Below are 16,791 nucleotides of genomic sequence, written 5' to 3'. Positions count from 1 at the left end.
CATCCGGGCTACTATTTTCGTGTGCACGTAGATAAGCAGATAAGCGGGCTCGGCCCGGATTCCGAGTACGTCGAGCTCGCCGTCGAGGTGTTCGCGATGCTCGCGGACGCCACCCGGGTGAAGATCATCCTCGCGCTGCGCAACGAGGGCGAAGCGAGCGTGAACCACCTCGCCGAGATGGTCGACAAGAGTGCGGCCGGGGTGTCGCAGCATCTCGCGAAGCTGCGCATGGCGCGAATGGTGTCGACCCGACGTGACGGCACGACGGTGTTCTACCGCTTGACCGACGAGCACGCGTCGGAACTCGTGATGGATGCCGTGAAGCAGGCCGAACACGTGCTGGGGCACCCGTCGCACCACACCGCGACGGAGGCCCTGTCATGACCGGGAACGTGCACCCGCACACGCACGGTCACGAGGACGGACACGCGCACGACCACGACCACGACCACGACCACGACCACGACCACGACCACGACCACGACCATCATCAGGACCATCATCACGACCACGCGCACGCGCACCCGCACGGAGGCGTGAAGGGCTTCCTGTACGACCTGTTCGTGCCGCACACCCACGACTCCGCCGACTCGATCGACGACGCGATGGAGGCCAGCACCGCCGGCATCCGGGCGCTGAAGATCAGTCTGCTGATCCTGCTGGCCACGACCGTTCTCCAGGCGATCGTCGTGGGTTTCACCGGGTCGGTCGCGCTGCTGGCCGACACGATCCACAACTTCGCCGACGCGCTCACCGCCGTGCCCCTGTGGATCGCGTTCGTTCTCGGCCGCCGGGTCGCCGATCGCCGCCACACCTACGGGTTCGGCCGCGCGGAAGACCTGGCCGGCATGTTCATCGTGTTCGTCGTCGCCCTCTCCGCCGTCGTGGCGGGGTGGCAGGCGATCGACCGGTTCGTGAATCCCCGCCCCATCGATTTCCCGTGGTTGCTCATCGCGGCCGGTCTGATCGGGTTCGCCGGCAACGAAGCGGTCGCAATCTACCGCATCCGCGTCGGGCGCAAGATTGGCTCCGCGGCGCTCGTGGCCGACGGCGTGCACGCTCGACTCGACGGATTCACGTCGCTGTCGGTCGTCCTGGGCGCGATCGGCGTGCTGCTCGGCTTCCCCCTCGCCGACCCCCTCATCGGCCTGTTGATCTCCGCGTCGATCATGGTCCTGCTCTGGGGCACGGTGAAGTCGATCGGTGCCCGCCTGATGGATGCCATCGACCCCGCCCTCGTGAACACCGCGGAGCACGCACTCGCCCGCACCGCGGGCGTCGAGGCGATCCGCGATCTGCGGCTGCGGTGGGTCGGACATCGCTTGACCGGCTCGGCCACCGTTGAGGTCGATACGACCGATCTGCACGCCGCCGAACACGTGGCCGCGCGCGCGGCCGCGGCCGTGCGCGCAGCCATCGGCAATGTCGACGTCTTCACCGTCACCCCCGCCTCCTCTGTCGCTCATGTCGCGCCGCACTGACTCCCGCGCCCCCCGCGATCCGCGGCTCGACCCCCGGCCCCGGCTGGGGCCGCTGTATCTCGCCGGCTTCACCACGGCGTTCGGAGCTCACGGCGTCGCCGCGGCGCTGGGAACCGAATCCGAGAACATCGGGCTCACCCTGTGGGGGCTCGGGCTCATCCTGGCGCTCTACGACATCGCCGAGGTCGTTCTGAAGCCCGTCTTCGGCGCCCTCAGCGACCGCATCGGCACCAAGCCGGTGATCGTCGGCGGACTCCTCGTGTTCGCCGCCGCCTCGGCGCTGGGGGTCTTCGCGGCCAGCCCTGCTCTGCTCGCCCTCGCGCGCCTCGCGCAGGGCGGCGCGGCTGCGGCCTTCTCCCCCGCGTCGTCGTCGGCCGTCGCTCGGATGGTCGGCCCCGGGCAAGCGGGTCGGTACTTTGGCAAGTACGGCTCGTGGAAGAGCCTCGGCTACGCCGGCGGGCCGCTCATTGGCGGAGCGCTCATCCTCTGGCTGGGGTTGCCGGCGCTCTTCGTCGTGCTCGCCGTGCTCGCCGCCGTCGCCGCGATCGCCACCGCGTGGCGCGTGCCCGCTCTCCCCGTGCTCCCCAAGCAGCGGGTCACCGTCGTCGAGCTGTTCCGACAGTCCACCGCACCGGCGTTCCTCGGACCGGTCACCCTCCTCGCCGTCGCCACCTCCACCCTCGGCATCGCGGTCGGGTTCTTCCCCCTCATCGGAGCCCAGCTGGGCCTGAACCCCATCGTGGGGATGGGCCTCGTCAGCGTCATCGCGGTCATCTCCGCCGCCGTCCAGCCGCGCATCGGTCGGCTGCACGACGAAGCCGCTCACCGGGCCGGTCCGCTGATGGCGGCAGGCTCCGTGGCACTGGTGTTGTCGCTCGTGCTCGCGGGGGCGATCCCGGCCCTTCCCATTCTGATCGTCGCGGCGGTACTCGTCGGAGCAGGGGTCGGCATCGTCACGCCCCTGGGCTTCGCCCGCCTGGCCGCCACCACCCCGCCCGATCGGATGGGCCGGACGATGGGCAGCGCCGAACTCGGGAGGGAGATCGGAGACGCCGGCGGCCCGATCCTCGTCGGCGCGGTCGCGGCCGCAGCGAGTCTTCCGATCGCCCTCGTCGTCGTGTCGATCGCGACAGCGGCCTCGGCCGCGCTGGGGGCGACCTGGGCGGGACGAGGCACACCGGCCGCGGCCGAGGACGACCGAGGGTGACGCACCCGGGGGCGAGACCGGTCGCCTCGCCCCGGGTCGCGGGGTCGGGGCGGGAAACCGCCCGAGCCGCCGCTCAGTCGTCGAGACCGACCAGCGCTGCGCTCCGCTCCCACAGCACCTTCGCCACGGCCGGGTCGTCGGCGATGCGGTTGGTCTTCGCGGGCTTGTTGTTGGAGTAAAAACCGCCGCGCTCCCAGTCGACGCCGGGCTTCCCGAGCGCGAGCCAGGTCAGACGTGCGCCGCCCACGGCGGTCGAGGTCATGAGGCTCTTGGCGAGCGGGCCGCCGTAGAGGAACTTCCAGGGGCCGTCGCTCGACGATCCGAAGTTCGAGGCGATCACGCCCGGGTGGAACGCCACGGCCGACACCCCCTGGTCGCCGAAGCGCCGGTTGAGCTCCTTCGTGAACAGCACGTTCGCGAGCTTCGCGTTGCCGTAGGCCGCGGTGGAGGAGTAGCGCCGCTCGCCCTGCAGGTCGTTCAGGTCGAAACGCGGGAACAGCTTGGCCGCGGCGCTCGAGGTCTGGATGACCGAGGCGTCCGACTCGATGAGGCGCTCGCGCAGCAGGTTGGTGAGCAGGAACGGCGCGAGGTGGTTCACCTGGAACGTCGTCTCGTAGCCGTCCTTCGTCAGCGTGCGCTCGCCGAAGACGCCGCCGGCGTTGTTGGCGAGCACGTCGATGCGCGGGTATTTTTCGAGGAGGGATGCCGCGAGCTCCCGCACCTGCGCCAGGTCGCTGAAGTCGGCGACGAACGAGTCCACCCCCAGCGAGCGCGCGACGCGGGCGGTCTTGTCGGGGTTGCGGCCCACCACGACCACCTCTTCGCCCACCTGGGTGAGCTGCTTCGCCGATGCGGCGCCGATGCCGTCGCTGGCTCCGGTGATGACGATGGTGCGGGTCATGCGAACCTCCTGGGTCGAAGAGCGCCACGCTACTGCGGGCTCCGATGTGAACGTCAGGGCTTGCCCGTGGCATCCGGTCCCGAAAAGAACTCACAGCCCGCTCCCAGCCCCACGGGACCAAATCCGGCCGCCCCCGCGTTCTCCTCACTGACGCCCGACACAGGGCGACATGACGAAGGGATACGCACCGTGAGCACGGAGTACCGGAAGACGTCGGAGGCGCTCAGCCGCCTCACCGACCGCCAGTTCGCCGTCACGCAGGACGACGCCACCGAACCGCCGTTCCGCAACGAGTACTGGGACAACCACGAGGACGGCATCTACGTCGATGTCGTGTCGGGACAGCCGCTGTTCTCCTCGACCGACAAGTTCGAGAGCGGATCGGGCTGGCCGAGCTTCACCAAGCCCATCGACGACGCCGCCGTCGTGAACAAGACCGACCGCTCGCTGTGGATGACGCGCACCGAAGTGCGCTCGGCCGGAGCCGACAGCCACCTCGGACACCTGTTCGACGACGGCCCGCGCGACGCCGGCGGGCTGAGATACTGCATGAACTCGGCGGCGATGCGCTTCGTGCCCGTCAGCGAGCTCGAGGCCCAGGGGTACGGCGCGTACCTCCCCCTGTTCCGCGAAAGCCGAGCCTCATGAACCTCTTCTCTTTCCTCACCCGCAGCAGCGTCAACCGCAGAAGGAGCACCACCATGACCAGCGGATCCACCGACACCGGCGAGATCACCCGTCGCCCCGGCACCGAGACCGCCGTCCTCGCGGGCGGATGCTTCTGGGGCGTCGAAGACCTCATCCGCCGTCAGCCCGGCGTGCTCGACACGCGCGTCGGCTACACCGGCGGTCAGAACGACCACGCGACGTACCGCAACCACCCCGGTCACGCGGAGGCCGTCGAGATCGTCTTCGACCCCACGCAGACGTCGTACCGCGACATCCTGGCGTTCTTCTTCCAGATCCACGACCCGTCGACCCTGAACCGTCAAGGCAACGACATCGGCACGAGCTACCGCTCGGCGATCTTCCCCCTTTCGCCCGAGCAGGAGAAGGTCGCGCGCGACACGATCGCCGACGTCGACGCGTCGGGCATCTGGCCCGCGAAGGTCGTCACCACGATCGAGCCCGAGGCGCCCTTCTGGGAGGCCGAGCCCGAGCACCAGGACTACCTGATCCGCATCCCCAACGGCTACACGTGCCACTTCGTGCGTCCCGGTTGGGTGCTGCCCAAGCGCGAGCAAGCCTCCGCGTAAGCGTTAGGAGGGCCCGGATGCCATGGCATCCGGGCCCTTCGTCATGTCAGGCGACAGTGGGACTGCGTCTCTCGATCAGCACGGTGTCGCGCCAGATGCCGGCGACGTCGCGGGCGATGCGTTCGCGCACGCCGACGGTGCGGAATCCATGGTGCGCGTGCAGGGCGAGCGAGGCGTGGTTGTCGGCGAAGATCGACGACTGGATCGTCCAGACACCAGCGGCCTCCGTCGAGGCGATGAGGGCGTCGAGCAGCAGGTGACCGATCCCCCGGCCGCGGGCGTCGGCCTCGACGTAGACCGAGTGCTCCACGACTCCGCGGTAGACGGGGCGCGACGACACGGCGGCGACGGCCGCCCAACCTATGACCCGGTCGTCGCTCACGGCGACGAGCCGATGCGCGGCCAGCTTCGCCCCATCGAACTCCTCCCATGTCGCCGGGGGCGCCGTCTCGAAGGTCGCGTGACCGGTCGCGATGCCCTCCGCGTAGATGCGGTGCACCTCCGGCCAGTCGGCCGCGGCGAGCGGGCGCAGCGACACGCTCACGCGCAGCAGGACCCCGCGTCGGTCGTGCACACGCCCGTCTCGGGCAGCACGAGATCGACCTGCCGTGCCCCCGCCCGGTCGCCGGCGAGTTCCGCCGCGATCGAGCGCACCTGCTCGTATCCGGTGAGCAGCAGGAACGTGGGCGCCCGCCCGTACGACTTCATGCCCGCGAGGTAGAAGTCGGGCTCGGGATGCGTCAGTTCGGCGACCCCGTGCGGCGGCACGGAGCCGCACGAGTGCAGGTTCGGGTCGATCAGCGGGGCGAGCGCCCGCGGTGCCTCGACGATCTCGTCGAGCCCCACGCGGATCTCGCGCAGCATCGTCAGGTCGGGACGGAATCCGGTGGCGTTGACGACCACGTCGACCTCGAGGGCGAACGTCTCACCCGCGCGGCGGCCGCTGACGCGCACGCCGTCGTCGCAGAGCCGCACGTCGTCGATCTCGAACGAGGCGATCTGCTCGACTGAACCATCGGCGACCAGGTCGTGGACCGCCGTGCCGAGGCGTCCGCGCGCGGCGAGGTCGTCGGCGGCGTCGGCGGCCAGACGCGCGGTGCCGTCGTTGCGCACCGCCCACGACACCCGCGTCGCCGGCTCGTCGCGCGCGAGGGCGGCGAGGGCGATCAGGGTGTTCGCCGCCGAGTGCCCCGCACCGACGACGAGCACGCGCCGACCGGCGAAGCGGTCGCGGTCGGGTCCGCGCACATCGGGGAGCGCCGTCGTCACGCGATCACCGAGGTCGTCGTGCGCGAGACCCGACGACAGCAGAGACCGCGGCGAGCTCGTGGTGCCGGAGGTGTCGATGACGGCGCGAGCCGTGGCATCCGCCACGCCCTCCTCCGTGTGCAGTCGCAGGACGAAGGGGGTGGCCGCCCGACCCACCGACCGCGTGCGGTCCATGCCCTGGCGGGCCACGGCCTCGACGCGCGTGCCGTACCGGATGACGGATGCCAGGGCGGCGGTGCGCGCGAGGGGTTCGAGGTAGCCGTCGACCAGCTCGTCTCCGGTGGGCAGGCCCTCGGCATCCGGAGCCGTCCACCCCTCGGCCTCGAGCAGGCGGCGCGCGGCGGCGTCGACGACGTAGCGCCACGGTGAGAAGAGACGGGTGTGCCCCCACGCGCGAACGGCCGCGCCGGCGGTGTCGCCCGCTTCGAAGACGACAACGGGCAGCCCGCGTTCGATGAGGTGCGCGGCGGCCGCCAGGCCGACGGGGCCGGCGCCGATGATCGCGATGGGCAGACCCGCGCGGCGATCGGCCTCGGGACGCGGTGGGACGGTGAGGGTCAGGCTCATGCGTCGATCCCGAGCTCGCGCAGCAGCGTGGTCACCCGCGCCTTGATGTCGTCGCGGATCGGGCGCACCTCGTCGAGGCCCTTGCCCGCCGGGTCGGTGAGCTCCCAGTCTTCGTAGCGCTTGCCGGGGAAGATCGGGCACGCGTCTCCGCAGCCCATCGTGATGACCGCGTCAGAGGCACGCACGTCGTCGGTGAGCAGCAGCTGCGGCACCTCGGCGCTGATGTCGATCCCCTCTTCGGCCATCGCGGCCACCGCCATGGGGTTGAGGGCGTCGCCGGGGGCGCTGCCGCCGGACAGCACGCGCACGCGGTCGCCGCCCAGGGTGCGGGCGTAGCCGGCGGCCATCTGCGAGCGGCCGGCGTTGTGCACGCAGACGAAGAGGATGGTGGCGGTGTCGGACATGGCGCTTCCTTCGGGTCGGGTCGAACGGGAACAGCATGACGCAACACATCGACGCTCGTCAATATTGACGTTCATCGATGTGAAGGCGATGATGGATGCCATGACCTCGACCATCGCCCTGCCCCTGCTCGACGCCCCCTGCTGCGTCTCGTCGGGCGACGCGGCGATGGCCCCGGCCGAAGCGGAGACGCTGGCGAAGACGCTCAAGGCGCTCGCCGATCCGGCGCGCCTGCGGATCGTGTCGATCATCGCCGCGCAGGACGCCGGCGCCACGTGCGCGTGCGACCTGCAGGAACCCCTCGGCCTCTCGCAGCCCACGGTCTCGCACCACACGAAGGTGCTGGTGGATGCCGGCATCCTGACCCGCGAGAAGCGCGGCACCTGGGCGTACTTCTCGCTCGTGCCGGGCGCTCTCTACAGCGTCGCCGCGGCCATCGCGCCCCGTCGCTGACGCTCGCAACCCCCGCGTCCGCTCGCGTTCGCCTGCCTAGGCTCGCGGCATGAGCGAGTACGACGTCGTCGTGGTGGGAGCAGGGCTTGCCGGACTCCGCGCCGCGACCCGCCTGGCCGAGGCCGGGCGCGATGTCGTGGTGCTCGAGGCGAACGACGCGGTCGGCGGACGCGAGCGCACCGACATCGTCGACGGGTTCCGCCTCGACCTCGGCTTCCACGTGCTGAACCCGGCGTATCCGGCCGTGCGGCGCTGGGTCGACGTCGACGCCCTCGCGCTCCGGCGCTTTCCGGTCGCCGTCGGCGTGCGGCTCGACGACCGGGTCGCGCGGGTGGCGCATCCGCTGCGGCATCCGGGATCTCTTCCGACGACGTTGCGCTCGGGCCTGGTGCGGCCCGCCGACCTCGCGGCGCTGATCCGATGGGCCGCGCCGACGGTGCTCAACGCCCGGGCTGCCAAGAAGGGCCGCGACTTCTCGCTCGACGAGGGCTGGGACCGGGCGGGCCTGCGCGGCCCCCTCCGCGAGGCGGTGCTCGAGCCGTTCCTCGCCGGGGTGATCGCCGACGACCGGCAAGAAACCTCCGACGCGTTCGTGCGCCTGCTCATCCGCAGTTTCGCGCTCGGGCGCCCGGGTGTCCCCGCCGCGGGGATCGGCGCCCTTCCCGCGCAGCTCGCCGACACCGCGCGGCGTGCGGGTGCCGGCATCCGCCTCTCGCACCGCGTCGTGTCGACCCGGCGGCGCGCGCACGGCTGGCACCTCGGGGTGGAGGGTCGGGATGCCGTGACCGCCCGCACCCTCGTGCTCGCGAGCGGCCTCGACCACGCCCTCGACGCCCCGCACCCTCGCACGCGCGGGCTGCAGACGTGGTGGTTCGCCGCCGATGAGGCCCCCTCGGCCGATGCCGCCCTGCGCGTGGACGGACGCCGGCGCGGGCTGATCGTGAACACCGCGGTCATGACGAACACCGCCCCCACGTACGCCCCGCGCGGGCAGCACCTCATCCAGGCGACGTGCGTGCTGCCGTCCGACGCGACCGAGAACGACGTGCGGCGTCAGCTCGGTGAGGTGTGGGAGGCCGACACCCGGCCGTGGCGCCTGCTGCGGCGCGACGACATCGCCCACGCGCTCCCCGTGCAGGATCCGCCGTTGCGCCTGCGCCGCCCCGTGCGGCTCGATGACGGCCGCTACCTCGCCGGCGACCACCGCGACACCGCGTCGATCCAGGGCGCACTGGTGTCGGGGCAGCGCGCCGCCGAGGCGGTGCTGGCCGACCTCGCGCGGTGAGCGGGCGGCGTCGCGACCCGTCTGAGACCGCGAGACGGCAACTCGCTGACAACCCCGTTGCAGCCTGACGCGGGTTCGTCAGCGAGATGCAGTCTCGGTGTCCGCGGCGCACGGTGCGCCCCCGCAATCCGCGGAGCCCGCACGTAGAGCCCGCGCTACCCCCGCGCCGCCAGCGCCGTCAGAGCCTCGCCCGTGACGCGGCGGGTCGTCCACTCCTCCATCGCCTCGGCGCCGAGCGCGCGGTAGAAGCCGATCGCGGGCTCGTTCCAGTCGAGCACCGTCCACTCGAGGCGCGAGTAGCCCTTGTCGACGCACTCGGTGGCGAGCGCGGCCAGCAGGGCCACGCCGTAGCCGTTCGCACGGTACTGCTCGTGCACGTACAGGTCTTCGAGCCAGATGCCGTGGCGCCCGGTCCACGTCGAATAGGTGAGGAACCAGATCGCGATGGCCCGGATGCCGCCGTCGGGGCCCTCCACGACGAAGGCGAACGCGCGGGGGTCGTCGCCGAACAGCGTGGCGGTGAGCATCGCAGCGGTGTTGTCCACGGCATCCGGCTCGCGTTCGTAGTCGGCGAGCGCCTGGATGCACGCGAGGATGCCCGCTTCGTCGCCGGAGCGGGCGGGGCGCAGGACGGCGCCGTCTCTCAGGTCGGTCATGACAGGGGCTCCCAGCTCTCGGCCGCAACGCGGCGGAAGTTCCCGCCGAGCACCGCGGCGGCATCGGTGTCGTTCCATCCTCGCGCGGCGAGCGCCGCTCCGATGCCGATGAAGGTCTCGGGCGGCATCCACTCCACGGGTCCCCACGCGGTGTAGCTGGAGTCGTAGAGCGCCGGGGTGTCGGCCAGGGCGATGCGGAACGTCTCCCAATCGAACGAGAAGTCGGTGCTGACCCCCACATGACGGATGCCGACGACCTCGACCGCGTATTCGATGTGGCGCACCATCGCCTCGAGGGTCGGGGTGTTCGGCCCGAGGAAGATGCCCACCCCGGTCACGCCCACCACTCCCCCGGTGTCGGCGACCGCGCGGGCTTGGTCGTCGGTGATGTTGCGGGGGTGATCCCACACTGCGCGCAGGTTCGAGTGGCTGAACACGACCGGCCGGGTCGACGCGGCGCACATGTCGAAGGTGGTGCGGGCGCCCACGTGCGAGCCATCGGGCACCATGCCGCGCGCGTTCATCTCGGCGACGAGGTCGCGGCCCCACGCGGTGAGTCCCTCGTCGACGGCGTCGAGGCATCCGCCGCCGGCGGCGTTGGCGTGGTTGTACACGGGCCCGAGAGTGCGCACGCCCTGCGTGACGAGCCGGGCGACGGCGTCGAGGTCGCCGCCGAGAGGGGCGATGTCTTCGAGGTCGAACACGACCGCGGTGTCTCCGGCCGCCGCGATTCGATCGACGTCATCGACGGATGCCGCGAGCGCGAGCCCCTCGATCGCCTCGACCTGGGCGCGGAAGGAACGGAGGACGGATGCCGCGACCTCGGGCCCATGCGGGGCGAAGCCGACGTTGAGCGAGACGAGCCCGCCCCCGGCCGGACGGTAACGGTGCAGTTCGCGGAGGTCGGCGGTCTCGACGAGCTCGGCACACGCGTGCTGGTCCCAGAGCACGTCAGGCCCCGGCCCGTGCGGCGAGATCCGCGTCGAGGGCCTCGCGCTCGTCGAACACGAACAGGTCGCCGTCCCAGTGCGCGTCGCCCTGCGCGGCGAACCACCCGAGGATCCCGCCCTCGAGCTGGTAGGCCTCGACGCCCTCTTCGCGCAGATACAAAGCCGCCTTCTCGCAGCGGATGCCGCCGGTGCAGAAGCTCACCACGGTCTTGCCCTCGAGCTCGTCGCGGTGGGAGTCCGCGGCATCCGGAAATTGCGTGAACCTCTCGATGCGCCAATCCTTCGCGCCGGCGAAGGTGCCGTAGTCGACCTCGAAGGCGTTGCGCGTGTCGACGAGCACGACCTCGCGACCCGCGTCGTCGACGCCCGAATCGAGCCAGCGGCGCAGGGTGTCGGGGGTGACGGCGGGCGCTCGGCCGTCCTGCGGGCGCACCTCGGGCCGGTCCATGCGGATGATCTCGCGCTTGACCTTCACGAGCAGCTTGCCGAAGGGCACGGCATCCGACCAGCTCTCCTTGGTCTGCAGGGCGGCGAAACGCGCGTCGGCGCGCAGGGCGTCGACGAAGGTGCGCACCCCCGCGGGGTCGCCCGCGAGGAATAGGTTGATGCCCTCCTCCGCCAGCAGGATCGTCCCGCGCAGCCCCGCGGCCCCCGCCCGCTCGCGCAGCACGACCTGCAGGGCGGCCGGGTCGTCGATGCGCGCGAACAGGTACGCCGAGACGTTGAGGACGGATGCCATGACCTCCACGATACGAAAGCCGAGCGGTGTCAGCCGACGGCGCAGGCGTCAAGCCGGGAAACGCGGCGCGCGCATCGCCTAGCGTGAAAGCACTCGTCCCCGGGAGGACCCCCGCTGTGCCCACCCCCGCCGCACCCGCCTCGGCCACCGTCTCCGTCGTCATCCCCGTACGAAACGACGGCCCGCATCTTTGGAGCTGCCTACGCGCTCTCGCCGCGCAGACCCTCGCCCCCACCGAGATCGTCGTGGTCGACAACGACTCAAGCGATGACAGCGCCGCGATCGCCCGCGCCGCCGGGGCCCGCGTCGTCTTCTGCGGCGAGCGCGGCATCCCCGCCGCCGCGGCCGCCGGCTACGACGCCGCGCGCGGCGACCTGATCCTGCGACTCGACGCCGACAGTCTCCCCTCCCCGCAGTGGGTGCGGTCGATGGTCGACGCCCTCGCCGACCCCGAGACGGATGCCGTGACCGGCGGCGCCGTGTTCCACGACGGTCCTGCGCGGGGCCGTGTCGGCCTGGCGCGGGCCTTCCTCGGCACCTATGCCGCGTTCGCGACCCCCGCGCTCGGGCACGTTCCGCTGTGGGGCTCGAACATGGCGTTCCGCCGCAGCGCGTGGGAGGCGGTGCGCGGCGACGTGCACCTCGACCCCGAACTTCACGACGACCTCGATCTGGCGTACCACCTCGGCCGGGCCCACCGGATCCGCCGGGTGTCGGGCGAGCACATGCGCGTCTCGTCACGCACGGTGGAGCCCGGCCGGTTCGTCCGGTGCTTCCGCCGCGGGGCGGGCACGGTGTTCGCGCACTGGCCGGGAGACGCGCCGCCCGTGCGCTGGTGGCGGCTCGCGCGCGAGCGCCGCGACGGGGCGGGGGCGCGGTCGTGACCGGCGTGCTGTTCGGCGAGGTCGACGCGCCCGACCTGCACGTGATGAGCTTCAACATCCGCCGACGGTTCGACCGCATCACCTGGCCGCCCGCCGACCGGTGGCCCCTGCGCAAGCAGCGCCTGCGCACCTTCCTCGAGGCCAACCGCCCGCACCTGCTCGGCACGCAGGAGGCGATGCCCGACCAGGCGCAGTGGGTGCGGTCCGCGCTCGGGTCGAACTACGGTCGCGTCGGGCTGGGCCGGGGTCCGCGCCTCGACGGCGAGGGCACTCCCCTGTTCTACGACCGCGACCGCCTCGAGGTCGAGAGCTGGGAGCAGGTCGCCCTCTCCGACACCCCGCACACCCCGGCATCCACCGGGTGGGGCAACACCATCCCGCGCATCGCCGTGATCGCCCAGATGCGCGACCGCGCGACCGATGCGCGCTTCACGTTCGTCAACACGCACTTCGACGCGTTCTCGCGCCGGGCGCGCCGCCGCTCGGCGACATGGCTGCACGACCTCGTCGCCGCCCGCACCCACCCGTTGCTGTTCACCGCCGACGTCAACGCCCACATCCGCTCGGCGGAGCTGTCCGACATGTTCGCCGACGGCCTGCTCGTCGACACGTGGTCGTACGCGCCGGCCCGCCGCACGGCGGAGTGGGGCACGTTCAACAACTACGCCAGCCCGCGCGTGGGCGCGCGCCGCATCGACGCCCTCCTCGCGACTCCCGACGTGGGAGTCCGCGCGGTCGGCATCGACCCGCGCCCGACCGGCACGCAGTGGCCGAGCGATCATCTGCCGGTGCAGGCGATCGTGCGCATCCATCCGGTGGCGACGCCGTGACGGGCGGATGCCGATGATCCGGGCGATGTACGCCAACCTCAAGCGGCCGCCGCGGTCGGTGGTCGAGTGGCTGGCCGATGTCGTGCGGGCCGTGGCGATCGTCGTCGTGATCGTCTCGCTGTTCACCCTGCCGTTCACCGACTTCGCCGTGCTGTCGATGTCGCTGCCGGCGGTGATGCTCTCGCGCATGATCGGCCTGCGTTCGGGACTCGATCTCGTCACGTGCGTCACCGTGTTCGTCGCCGCGGGAAGCAACGTCATCGACCTGTACCGCGCCTGGACCGGGTGGGACCTGATCGTCCACGCCGTCTGCACCGGTGTGCTCGCCGCCGTCGCCCTCGTTCTGCTCGACGACGCGTGCGTGATCGAGCCGACCGGCCGACGTCGCACGCCCATCGTCGTCGCCACGATGGCGGGCCTCGCCCTGAGCGCCGTGTGGGAGATGATCGAGTGGTTCGGCTACCGCTTCATCACCGACGCGATCTTCGTCACCTACGACGACACGATCGGCGACATGATCGCGGGAGGCGCGGGCGCGCTGCTGCTGGGCATCGTGGCATCCCGGTTCCGCCTGACGCGCGCTGATCGCGCGGCGCTGTAGGCGTCGCGGTCAGCGACCACGCGGCTCGCGCTGAGCTTTCTCTTTTCACCGCGAGACTGCATCTCGCTGACCAATTGGTTGCAGGGTGACGCCGATTTGTCAGCGAGATGCAGTCTCGCGGCCCAGAAGGCGACCGAGGCGGTTCAGCGAGCGCGCGACTCGGCGCCGGCGCGACTCACCGTCCCCGCGGCTCGCGCTCCGGCCCCGTCGTCGCCGCGATGACGGCACCGCCGACGACGAGCGCGACGGCGAGGAGCCCCACGAGACCCGGGAGGATGATCGTCGGGGCCTCGGGGGCCGCGCCGGGGTCGTCGATGAACGGGCCGATCTCATCGAGCCACGTGCCGTAGGCCGTACCCCACGCCACGAGCAGCCCGATCATGAGCACGCCGATGCCCGCCGTCACGATCCCCCACACAGGTCCTCTCATGACGGCAGCCTCTCAGACGGTCGCCCCGATCCTCGGCATCCGGATGCCGTTTCGGCCGCCGTGCGAACGCGTGAATCCGTTCACGCGGAGACCGTCGCCCGCCGTCGACCCTCGATCCAGAGGATGACGAGCACCGCCCCCGCACCGAGCGCCGCACCGATCGTGTTCATGAGCCAGTCGTCGGTGTCGCACCGGCGACCGATGACGGGAGCGAGCGACTGAACGGTCTCTATGACCGCCGAGAGCGCCGACACCCCGGCGAAGACGAGCAGCGGATGCCGCGTCGCCACGCCGAAGAAGAGGGCGAGCGGAACCGTCATCGCGATGTTGGCCAGGGTGTCGATCCCCTGGAACGGCACGGAGAACTGCACCGTGCATCCGCTCGGCGCGGGCTCGCTCTCGGGTACGAGGGTGAGGGCGAGCACGGCGACGAGCGACAGCCCGGCCAGAACGAACAGCACGGAGCGGAGTCCGAGGCGGTGCAGCAGCCACGCCACGACGGACGCCGCGACGACGGCGACCCAGAACAGCACAGGAACGGCCCGCGAGTACTCGACGAGGAGGGTCGCGATCACGCGGAGCTCCCTCATCTCTCTGGCGACGTGCGGGACGTCACGCCGGTGTGGTGGCGTTCGTCGTTCCCGGCCGTCCATCATCGCAGCGATCGCTCGCGACGCGCTCCGCTGCTGTCAATCCCCCGATGCACGCTCCCGCCGCTCGACACCATGAACCCACATCAACGGAAGGAAGCGTCATGTCGAAGGATCTGTCGAAGGGCGACCGCGTGAGCTGGGACACCCCGCAGGGCCGCACCCAGGGTGAGGTCGTGGAGAAGAAGACGAAGGACTTCCAGCACGACGGGCAGAAGTTCACGGCATCCGACGACGACCCGGCCTACATCGTGAAGTCGGAGAAGACGGATGCCACCGCCGCCCACAAGGGCTCGGCGCTGAACAAGCTGAAGAGCTGAGCCAGGTCGCGGGGCCTCCCACCCAGGTCCCTGAGCCTGTCGAAGGGACCGGACCCCACGGGAGACCGGCGGCCCACCCAGGTCCCTGAGCTTGTCGAAGGGATCCGACCCACCGCGAGACCGGCGGCCCACCCAGGTCCCTGAGCCTGTCGAAGGGACCGGAACCACCACGAGACCGGTGACTTCGACAAGCTCAGCCACCTCCGAACCCAGGTCCCTGAGCCTGTCGAAGGGACCGGAACCACCGCGAGACCGGTGACTTCGACAAGCTCAGCCACCTCCGCCCGCGCTACCCCTGCGCGTCGCGCCGCTTGCGCATCTGCGCCAGCGCGAGGCTCAGCCGGTGGTTGCCGGCCAGCACGTCCTCGTGCCGTTCGAGGAACCCCCAGTACGCGTCGGTGAAGACCGAGTCCTTGGCCTCCTGCGCCGAGGGCCACCACGACCCCATCTTCTGCAGGTACGCGCCGCCCGAGACGTAGGGCTTGGTCGCGACGAACCCGCCGTCGGCGAACTGGCTCATGCCCATGACGTTGGGCACCATGACCCAGTCGTACGCGTCGACGAACAGCGCGAGGAACCAGTCGTTGACCTGCCGGGGCGCGTAGCCCTGCAGCAGGAACCAGTTGCCCAGCACCATCAGGCGCTCGATGTGGTGCGCGTAGCCCCACTCGTGCACGCGCTCGAGCACCGTGCGCACGGGGATCGGCAGGTCACTCGGCATCCGCTCACCCGAGTACCAGTACTTCTCGATCCTCTTCTCGAGGTGCAGCGCGTTGACGTGCTCGAGCTTCGGGTGCGCCCGGTACATGCCGCGCATGTACTCGCGCCACCCGATGACCTGACGGATGAACCCCTCGACAGATGCCAGGGGCGCATCCGTCCGCGTGGCTGCGGCGACCACCTCTTCGACGGTGAGCAGGCCGATGTTGAGCATCGGCGAGATGATCGCGTGGAAGAGGAACGGCTCGTCGGCCTTCATCGCGTCTTCGTAGCGGCCGAAGTCGTGCAGGCGCTCCGCGACGAAGACGTCGAGCCAGTCGCGGGAGTCCGCGGGAGTCACGGGGAGCCAGAAGTCGGCCGCGCTGCCGGGGTGCTCGGGGTAGCGCTCGTCGACCTCGGCGATCACCGTGCGAGTGATCTCGTCGTGCTCGAGCTGCGGCAGCGGGGGGATCTCGATCCCCTTCTTCGGCAGCGCCTTGCGGTTGTCGGCGTCGAAGTTCCAGCGCCGCCCCGCGGGCTTCCCGCCGTCCATCAGGATGCCGGTGCGCCGGCGCTGCCAGTGGTAGAAGTCCTCCATGAGCGGCGTCTGGTGCTCCGAGAACCAGGCGTCGACGTCGTCTTCGGGGGTGAGGAAGAGCCCGTCCGAGAGCACGTCGGTCTCGACGTCGTGCGCCTGGCAGATGCGCGCGATGCGCTCGTCGACGGGGCGGTTGGGGTCGCTCATCCACGTCAGCTCGGTGACCCGGTGCTTTTTGAGCAGCTTCTCGAGCCCGGCCTTGAAGGTGAGGTCGTCGTCGAGCGTGATGCGACGAACGGTCTTGCCCTCGGCTTCGAGGCGTTCGGCGGTGTGCCGCATCGCCGAGACGAGCAGCACGATCTTGTGGCGGTGGTAGGGGAGCTTGGCGAAGCGGGGCGCCGACTCGATGAAGAAGAACTCCTCGATGCCCTCGTCGGCGTACGCGGGGTGCTCGTCGAACTGCTGCGTCGCGAGGATCAGGGCGGCCCTCATGCGTGGCGCCTCTGAGCGGCGGCTTTCGCGCGGCAGCCCCGCGAGCAGTAGAGCACCTGGTCCCACTGGTCGCGTCCGCTCCAGCGCTTGCGGTCGGTGAAGGGCCGTCCGCAGTAGGCGCAGGGTTTCGAGCGGACCTCGGGTCGTGACATGCCGTCATCGTCGCAAAGCGGGCATGCGG

General features: G+C 71.0%; 22 protein-coding genes. 11 read left to right on the top strand and 11 right to left on the bottom strand.

Annotated features, from left to right (window positions below):
* The first annotated feature begins 21 nt into the window (after positions 1-21).
* From LPW41_RS07865 to LPW41_RS07855, 3 genes are read left to right on the top strand one after another with little or no spacing between them, the layout of a single operon-like run.
* Positions 22-384, top strand: a complete 363-nt coding sequence (locus LPW41_RS07865; RefSeq protein WP_260979650.1) for a metalloregulator ArsR/SmtB family transcription factor — start codon at positions 22-24, stop codon at positions 382-384.
* Positions 381-1,481: a cation diffusion facilitator family transporter gene (locus LPW41_RS07860; RefSeq protein WP_230704488.1), complete on the top strand. Its 1,101-nt coding sequence runs from the start codon at positions 381-383 to the stop codon at positions 1,479-1,481. The genes LPW41_RS07865 and LPW41_RS07860 overlap by 4 nt, the downstream gene beginning before the upstream one ends.
* The gene (locus tag LPW41_RS07855) at positions 1,465-2,688 is read left to right on the top strand and encodes an MFS transporter (protein ID WP_154095801.1); all 1,224 of its coding nucleotides are present in this window, start codon (positions 1,465-1,467) and stop codon (positions 2,686-2,688) included. The genes LPW41_RS07860 and LPW41_RS07855 overlap by 17 nt, the downstream gene beginning before the upstream one ends.
* A 73-nt stretch (positions 2,689-2,761) precedes the next feature.
* Here LPW41_RS07855 and LPW41_RS07850 read toward each other — a convergent pair whose 3' ends face one another.
* Positions 2,762-3,589, bottom strand: coding sequence for an SDR family NAD(P)-dependent oxidoreductase (locus tag LPW41_RS07850; RefSeq protein ID WP_154095802.1), 828 nt, complete (start codon positions 3,587-3,589; stop codon positions 2,762-2,764).
* A gap of 189 nt (positions 3,590-3,778) precedes the next feature.
* Here LPW41_RS07850 and msrB point away from each other — a divergent pair, with 189 nt between their 5' ends.
* Together msrB and msrA are read left to right on the top strand one after the other, a co-directional pair.
* Positions 3,779-4,237 (top strand): peptide-methionine (R)-S-oxide reductase MsrB, encoded by a 459-nt coding sequence (msrB, locus tag LPW41_RS07845; RefSeq protein ID WP_144781908.1) that lies wholly within the window; start codon positions 3,779-3,781, stop codon positions 4,235-4,237.
* Between the two features lie 53 nt (positions 4,238-4,290).
* Positions 4,291-4,845: a peptide-methionine (S)-S-oxide reductase MsrA gene (msrA, locus tag LPW41_RS07840; RefSeq protein WP_144784491.1), complete on the top strand. Its 555-nt coding sequence runs from the start codon at positions 4,291-4,293 to the stop codon at positions 4,843-4,845.
* A 46-nt stretch (positions 4,846-4,891) separates the two neighbouring features.
* Here msrA and LPW41_RS07835 read toward each other — a convergent pair whose 3' ends face one another.
* The 3 genes from LPW41_RS07835 to LPW41_RS07825 are packed head-to-tail and all read right to left on the bottom strand — an operon-like array spanning position 4,892 to position 7,085.
* A complete protein-coding gene (locus LPW41_RS07835; RefSeq protein ID WP_230704487.1) occupies positions 4,892-5,419 on the bottom strand; it encodes a GNAT family N-acetyltransferase in 528 nt (175 codons plus the stop codon).
* Positions 5,386-6,681, bottom strand: coding sequence for an FAD-dependent oxidoreductase (locus LPW41_RS07830; protein WP_230704486.1), 1,296 nt, complete (start codon positions 6,679-6,681; stop codon positions 5,386-5,388). The genes LPW41_RS07835 and LPW41_RS07830 overlap by 34 nt, the downstream gene beginning before the upstream one ends.
* A complete protein-coding gene (locus LPW41_RS07825; RefSeq protein ID WP_144781910.1) occupies positions 6,678-7,085 on the bottom strand; it encodes an arsenate reductase ArsC in 408 nt (135 codons plus the stop codon). Before LPW41_RS07825 ends, LPW41_RS07830 begins: the two co-directional genes overlap by 4 nt.
* A gap of 64 nt (positions 7,086-7,149) precedes the next feature.
* On the opposite strand from LPW41_RS07825, the gene LPW41_RS07820 reads away from it, so the two are divergent.
* Positions 7,150-7,536, top strand: coding sequence for a metalloregulator ArsR/SmtB family transcription factor (locus tag LPW41_RS07820; protein WP_230704485.1), 387 nt, complete (start codon positions 7,150-7,152; stop codon positions 7,534-7,536).
* Positions 7,537-7,585: 49 nt separating this feature from the next.
* Entirely contained in the window at positions 7,586-8,821 is a 1,236-nt protein-coding gene (locus LPW41_RS07815) for an NAD(P)/FAD-dependent oxidoreductase (protein WP_154095804.1), read from the top strand.
* Between the two features lie 155 nt (positions 8,822-8,976).
* Here LPW41_RS07815 and LPW41_RS07810 read toward each other — a convergent pair whose 3' ends face one another.
* Genes LPW41_RS07810 through LPW41_RS07800 form a run of 3 tightly spaced genes read right to left on the bottom strand, consistent with a single transcriptional unit; the run spans position 8,977 to position 11,166 of the window.
* Entirely contained in the window at positions 8,977-9,477 is a 501-nt protein-coding gene (locus LPW41_RS07810; protein ID WP_230704484.1) for a GNAT family N-acetyltransferase, read from the bottom strand.
* On the bottom strand, positions 9,474-10,427 hold the full coding sequence (locus tag LPW41_RS07805; RefSeq protein ID WP_230704483.1) for a dipeptidase: 954 nt from the start codon (positions 10,425-10,427) through the stop codon (positions 9,474-9,476). Before LPW41_RS07805 ends, LPW41_RS07810 begins: the two co-directional genes overlap by 4 nt.
* A 1-nt stretch (position 10,428) precedes the next feature.
* Entirely contained in the window at positions 10,429-11,166 is a 738-nt protein-coding gene (locus LPW41_RS07800; protein ID WP_230704482.1) for a sulfurtransferase, read from the bottom strand.
* A gap of 116 nt (positions 11,167-11,282) precedes the next feature.
* Here LPW41_RS07800 and LPW41_RS07795 point away from each other — a divergent pair, with 116 nt between their 5' ends.
* From LPW41_RS07795 to LPW41_RS07785, 3 genes are read left to right on the top strand one after another with little or no spacing between them, the layout of a single operon-like run.
* Complete coding sequence (locus LPW41_RS07795; protein WP_230704481.1) at positions 11,283-12,050, top strand: glycosyltransferase family A protein; 768 nt, start codon at positions 11,283-11,285, stop codon at positions 12,048-12,050.
* On the top strand, positions 12,047-12,880 hold the full coding sequence (locus tag LPW41_RS07790; protein WP_230704480.1) for an endonuclease/exonuclease/phosphatase family protein: 834 nt from the start codon (positions 12,047-12,049) through the stop codon (positions 12,878-12,880). The genes LPW41_RS07795 and LPW41_RS07790 overlap by 4 nt, the downstream gene beginning before the upstream one ends.
* Before the next feature lie 25 nt (positions 12,881-12,905).
* Positions 12,906-13,481, top strand: a complete 576-nt coding sequence (locus LPW41_RS07785) for a hypothetical protein (RefSeq protein WP_230704479.1) — start codon at positions 12,906-12,908, stop codon at positions 13,479-13,481.
* 175 nt (positions 13,482-13,656) lie between these two features.
* On the opposite strand, the gene LPW41_RS07780 is transcribed toward LPW41_RS07785, so the two are convergent.
* Both LPW41_RS07780 and LPW41_RS07775 read right to left on the bottom strand, forming a co-directional pair.
* The gene (locus LPW41_RS07780; protein WP_154095810.1) at positions 13,657-13,911 is read right to left on the bottom strand and encodes a hypothetical protein; all 255 of its coding nucleotides are present in this window, start codon (positions 13,909-13,911) and stop codon (positions 13,657-13,659) included.
* An 80-nt stretch (positions 13,912-13,991) separates the two neighbouring features.
* Positions 13,992-14,486 carry a VanZ family protein gene (locus LPW41_RS07775; protein ID WP_230704478.1) on the bottom strand — a complete coding sequence of 165 codons (495 nt, stop codon included), beginning with the start codon at positions 14,484-14,486 and terminating at the stop codon, positions 13,992-13,994.
* Positions 14,487-14,665: 179 nt separating this feature from the next.
* Here LPW41_RS07775 and LPW41_RS07770 point away from each other — a divergent pair, with 179 nt between their 5' ends.
* Positions 14,666-14,881 (top strand): DUF2945 domain-containing protein, encoded by a 216-nt coding sequence (locus tag LPW41_RS07770; protein WP_154095812.1) that lies wholly within the window; start codon positions 14,666-14,668, stop codon positions 14,879-14,881.
* Positions 14,882-15,170: 289 nt separating this feature from the next.
* Here LPW41_RS07770 and LPW41_RS07765 read toward each other — a convergent pair whose 3' ends face one another.
* Positions 15,171-16,610, bottom strand: a complete 1,440-nt coding sequence (locus tag LPW41_RS07765; RefSeq protein ID WP_230704477.1) for a cryptochrome/photolyase family protein — start codon at positions 16,608-16,610, stop codon at positions 15,171-15,173.
* The gene (locus tag LPW41_RS17160; protein ID WP_144827823.1) at positions 16,607-16,762 is read right to left on the bottom strand and encodes a DUF2256 domain-containing protein; all 156 of its coding nucleotides are present in this window, start codon (positions 16,760-16,762) and stop codon (positions 16,607-16,609) included. The genes LPW41_RS07765 and LPW41_RS17160 overlap by 4 nt, the downstream gene beginning before the upstream one ends.
* Positions 16,763-16,791 lie beyond the last annotated feature (29 nt).

The sequence above is a fragment of the Microbacterium sp. JC 701 genome, assembly GCF_021026215.1.
Taxonomy (GTDB): Bacteria; Actinomycetota; Actinomycetes; order Actinomycetales; family Microbacteriaceae; genus Microbacterium; species Microbacterium algihabitans.
This window is presented reverse-complemented; position numbering and strand designations above follow the sequence as displayed.